The sequence below is a fragment of the Mesorhizobium sp. M7A.F.Ca.CA.003.01.2.1 genome (genome assembly GCF_003998945.1).
GTDB classification, from domain to species: domain Bacteria; phylum Pseudomonadota; class Alphaproteobacteria; order Rhizobiales; family Rhizobiaceae; genus Mesorhizobium; species Mesorhizobium ciceri.
In genome coordinates, this window is sequence record NZ_RZRA01000495.1 from 1 (window position 1) to 4,148 (window position 4,148).

Here is a 4,148-nt window from a genome sequence, read left to right on the forward strand (position 1 = left end):
CGGCGCAGTGCCGCCGATCTGGTGATCGGCCTTTCCGCTTGATTCGACGGATTGTGCAAGGGGAACTTTAAGACTTTCAGGCCGTTATCCCGACACGACAATTGTGCCAAAAGAGGGATTCGGTCCAATGGCAACCAAGGCAAAAAAGCCTGCGCCCGCCAAGGGCAAGGCGACCCAATCCAAAACCGGCGCCGGCCCGGCAATGACAGGCCGTTCGAAGGACGCCAAGCCGGCTTTCGGCAAGGCAGCGCCGAAGAAAGTGGTGCCGGCCGCAGCGAAAGCCGCGCCAAAAGCCGCAAAGCCGAAGAAGCCCGCGAGTTCCAGCGACTCCTTGGGCGGCAGTGCGATGCGCACGGCCAAGGCCACAGCCAACGTCGCTGCCGGCGCGGTCATGGTCGCCGCCCGAGGTGCTGCGTCGCTCGCCGCTTCCGTCATGGGCAAAGGCGGTTCGAAAGCCAAAGCGAAGGCGAAATAGCCGCGCTTCGGAGGCTGGTTTTTCTATCCCTTGGCCGGGATGGTCAGGCCTTTTTGCACCGCCGGCCGCGCCAGGCCGCGCTCCAGCCATGTTCCCAGATGGGCGAAATCGTCAAAGCCGACGAGTTCGCGTGCTTCGTAGAATCCGATCAGGTTGCGCACCCAACCGAGCAGCGAGATGTCGGCGATGGTGTAGTCATTGCCCATGATCCACTTGCGCCCCTTCAGCCGGCCGTCGAGCACGCCGAGCAGTCGCTTTGACTCGTCGCGATAGCGCTCCAGAGGGCGTTTGTCGGCGATTTCGCGGCCGGCGAATTTGTGGAAGAAGCCGACCTGGCCGAACATTGGCCCGACCGAGGCCATCTGGAAGAACACCCACTGGATGGTCTCGTAGCGGCGCGCGCCATCAATGGGCATGAGCAGGCCGGTCTTTTCAGCAAGGTAGAGCAGGATGGCGCCGGATTCGAACAGGCCGATCGGCTGGCCGTCCGGGCCGTTGGGATCGATGATCGCCGGTATCTTGCCGTTGGGATTGAGCGACAGGAATTCCGGTGTCCAGCTTTCGTTCTGGCCGATGTTGACCCAATGCGGCTCGTAAGGAAGGCCGAGTTCCTCCAGGGCGATCGATATCTTCACCCCGTTCGGCGTTGTCGCCGAATAGAGCTGGAGCTGGTCCGGATGCTTGGCCGGCCAACGCGTTGCGATCGGAAAGGCGGACAGGTCTGCCATGGAAACTCCTGGATGAGGATTCGCGCCGAGCGGCGCGGTTTTGGCGGGTCGGCCAAGGATTAGACGCGGCGCACGGCACGATCAATATGGCGGCGAAGGGTTTCATCGTGCACGGACAGTCAACGGAATGGCCTGCCTGGGGCAGATCCGCCCGCCCCTTAGATCAGGCAGCCTTGAAGGCCAGCACGGCATTGGTGCCGCCGAACGCGAAGCCGTTGCTGATCGCGGCGCGCACCTTGCGCTCGCGCGGCACATTCGGCGTGACGTCGAGGTCGCAATCGGGATCGGCCTCACGAAAATTGGCCGTCGGCGGCACGATGCCTTCGCGGATCGCCATCACGCAGGCGATCATCTCCAGCGCACCCGATGCGCCGAGGCAATGGGCGTGCATCGACTTGGTCGACGACACCGAAAGCTTGTAGGCATGGTCGCCGAAGACGCGCTTGATCGCTGCCGTCTCGATCTGGTCGTTGGCCTTGGTGCCGGTGCCATGGGCATTGAGGTAGTCGACATCCTCGGGATTGAAGCCGGCATCGGCCAGGCAGGCGCGCATGGCCGCCGTCGGCCCTTCGACGGTCGGCGCGACAATGTCGGAGGCGTCGGCGGAGAGGCCGGCGCCGGCGACCTCGGCAAGGATGGTGGCGCCGCGCGCCATGGCGTGCTCATACGTCTCCAGGACCGCCATGCCGGCGCCCTCGCCGAGTGACAGTCCCTGGCGGTCGGCCGAGAATGGCCGGCAGGTGTCGGGCGCCAGCACGCGCAGTGCTTCCCAGCCCTTCAGGATGCCCCAGACCAGCGGCGCATCGGTGCCGCCGGCGACCATCACATCGGCGCGGCCAAGTCTGATCTGGTCGACAGCCGAGGCGATGGCGTGGTTGGACGACGAACAGGCCGAGGTGACGCCGAAGACCGGGCCGCGCAGGCCCAGATTCATGCTGACATGGCCAGAGGCCGCGCTTGGCATGACCTTTGGCACGGTGAAGATGCCAGCGCGGTTCTTGCCCTCGACCAGTATGGCGCGATAGCTCTCTTCGATCGCCTCCCAGCCGCAGACGCCGACGCCGACGACGGTGCCCATCCGATAGGTGGTGGCTTCAGTCGAGACCAGGCCGGCGTGCTGCATGGCTTCCCTGGCTGCGATCGTCGCCAGCAGGCTGAAGCGGTCCATCGACACGGTCTGCTTGCGGTCGATGCCGTGATCGGGAAGCGTCTTGATTTCGCAGCCGACCTTGACCTTCAGATCATGCAGTTGGGGACTTGTGATCTGGCCGATGGCCGAGCGGCCGGCGCGCATCTCGTTCCAGATCGCGGGCGCGCTGGTGCCGAGCCCGCAAATGCCGCCCATGCCGGTGATGACAACGCGCTGCCGCATTCAGTTCAGGCTTTTTTCGCGATCAGCGCGCGCACAGCTTCGACCATGTCGCCGACGTTCTTCAGATTGCTCCAGGCGTCGACCGTGTTCATCTCGATCTCGATGCCATACTCTTCCTCAAGATCGAAGATAATCTCCGTCAGCTCGAGCGAATGGATGCCAAGCGAGGTCAATTCGGTGGTGGTGGTGATTTCTTCGCCGCCCGGCTCGGCATGAGCCTTGATCTTCGCGATGATATCCGTTGCCAGCTGGTCGGCCATTCGGTTCCTTCCCCACTATCTCGCGTTTCCCGACGCCGACTGAGCAGCGCCCCTTTTTCTCCTGGTATCAAGCCGCCGTCGTCGTTTAATACCCCCGCCAAGCGCAGCATGACCGTACCAAGGTGGTTCCCTCTATAGAAACCGAAACGTTGTCAAGCAACAAGCTATATCGAACTCCATATCGACAAAGCCGCCGGAGTGCTTAACGTGCAGGCATGGATATGGGCGAACATGGCGGGATTTCGACGCAGCGCGTTGCGGGCGTGGCGCGGCTTTCCTGCGCGCTTGGCGAGGGCCGCACGCGCCTGCGGCGCCTCTATCAGGACGGCGCCGCCAAGATAAGAATGCCGGCCGTCTCGGCCGATCCGCTCGAAGCGGTGCTGATCAACACCGCCGGCGGAATGACGGGCGGCGACCGTATCGCCTGGGACGTGGATGTCGGCGCGGCCGCTTCGGCATCGATCACCGCGCAGGCCTGCGAGAAGATCTACCGGGCGGCATCCGACCATGCCGAAGTGCGGGTCAATTTGTCGGTAGGCGAAAACGGCCGCATCGCCTGGCTGCCGCAGGAAACCATCGTCTTCGACAGGGCGGCCTTTGCCCGTACGCTCAACGTCGAGCTTGCCGTCGGCGCCGAGGCGCTGGTGCTGGAAGCCGCCGTCTTCGGCCGCCTGGCGATGGGCGAACGCGCCACGCAGGGCAACTTCCATGACCGCTGGCGTGTGCGTCAGGATGGCGCCCTCGTTCATGCCGAGGATTTCCGCATCGGGCCCGATATCGCCGCAACGCTCGATCGCCCGGCGGTTGCCGGCGGCGCGATCGCGGTGGCGACATTGCTTCTGGTGTCGCCGCGCGCCGAAGCCCTGCTCGATCCGGTTCTGGAGATCGTCGGCGACCAGGGCAGCGCCAGCGCCTGGTGCGTGAAGAAATCTGGCAAGCTTCTTGCGAGGCTCTACGCCGGGGATGGCTACCGACTGCGCCAGCGGCTGGTTCCACTCGTCGAATTGCTCAACGGAAGGGCGGGGTTGCCCAAATTATGGTCACTATAGGCCTGCCTCTACCAATCCAGGGAAACGCATGAACCTGACGCCGAGGGAAAAGGACAAGCTGCTGATCGCCATGGCGGCGATGGTGGCGCGCAAGCGGCTCGAACGCGGCGTCAAGCTCAACCATCCGGAAGCGATTGCGCTGATCACCGATTTCGTCGTCGAAGGCGCCCGCGACGGCCGTCCGGTCGCCGAACTGATGGAAGCCGGCGCTCATGTCGTCAGCCGCGCGCAAGTCATGGAAGGCATCGCCGAGATGATCCATGA

The 4,148-nt window shown here is 64.1% G+C and carries 6 protein-coding genes; 3 read left to right on the forward strand and 3 right to left on the reverse strand.

What is annotated here, in order from left to right:
- The first annotated feature begins 127 nt into the window (after nt 1-127).
- Nucleotides 128-475 carry a hypothetical protein gene (locus EN969_RS19565; protein WP_013528390.1) on the forward strand — a complete coding sequence of 116 codons (348 nt, stop codon included), beginning with the start codon at nt 128-130 and terminating at the stop codon, nt 473-475.
- A gap of 23 nt (nt 476-498) precedes the next feature.
- Here the strand turns inward: EN969_RS19565 and EN969_RS19570 are convergent, their stop codons facing one another.
- The 3 genes from EN969_RS19570 to EN969_RS19580 form a co-directional block, all read right to left on the reverse strand.
- Nucleotides 499-1,203, reverse strand: a complete 705-nt coding sequence (locus EN969_RS19570) for a glutathione S-transferase N-terminal domain-containing protein (protein ID WP_063169760.1) — start codon at nt 1,201-1,203, stop codon at nt 499-501.
- Nucleotides 1,204-1,366: 163 nt separating this feature from the next.
- Nucleotides 1,367-2,575, reverse strand: a complete 1,209-nt coding sequence (locus tag EN969_RS19575) for a beta-ketoacyl-[acyl-carrier-protein] synthase family protein (protein WP_063169759.1) — start codon at nt 2,573-2,575, stop codon at nt 1,367-1,369.
- A gap of 5 nt (nt 2,576-2,580) precedes the next feature.
- A complete protein-coding gene (locus tag EN969_RS19580) occupies nt 2,581-2,835 on the reverse strand; it encodes an acyl carrier protein (RefSeq protein WP_013528393.1) in 255 nt (84 codons plus the stop codon).
- A gap of 221 nt (nt 2,836-3,056) precedes the next feature.
- Here EN969_RS19580 and EN969_RS19585 point away from each other — a divergent pair, with 221 nt between their 5' ends.
- Nucleotides 3,057-3,884 carry an urease accessory protein UreD gene (locus EN969_RS19585; protein WP_127419320.1) on the forward strand — a complete coding sequence of 276 codons (828 nt, stop codon included), beginning with the start codon at nt 3,057-3,059 and terminating at the stop codon, nt 3,882-3,884.
- A 28-nt stretch (nt 3,885-3,912) separates the two neighbouring features.
- On the forward strand, nt 3,913-4,148 hold a 236-nt coding region (ureA, locus tag EN969_RS19590), incomplete at its 3' end, for an urease subunit gamma (RefSeq protein ID WP_127419319.1).

Excerpts from the sequence above, each read along its gene's own strand:
- EN969_RS19565 (WP_013528390.1), top strand. The coding sequence starts at position 128 with ATGGCAACCAAGGCAAAAAAGCCTGCGCCCGCCAAGGGCAAGGCGACC.
- EN969_RS19570 (WP_063169760.1), bottom strand. The coding sequence starts at position 1,203 with ATGGCAGACCTGTCCGCCTTTCCGATCGCAACGCGTTGGCCGGCCAAG.
- EN969_RS19575 (WP_063169759.1), bottom strand. The coding sequence starts at position 2,575 with ATGCGGCAGCGCGTTGTCATCACCGGCATGGGCGGCATTTGCGGGCTC.
- EN969_RS19585 (WP_127419320.1), top strand. The coding sequence starts at position 3,057 with ATGGGCGAACATGGCGGGATTTCGACGCAGCGCGTTGCGGGCGTGGCG.
- EN969_RS19580 (WP_013528393.1), bottom strand. The coding sequence starts at position 2,835 with ATGGCCGACCAGCTGGCAACGGATATCATCGCGAAGATCAAGGCTCAT.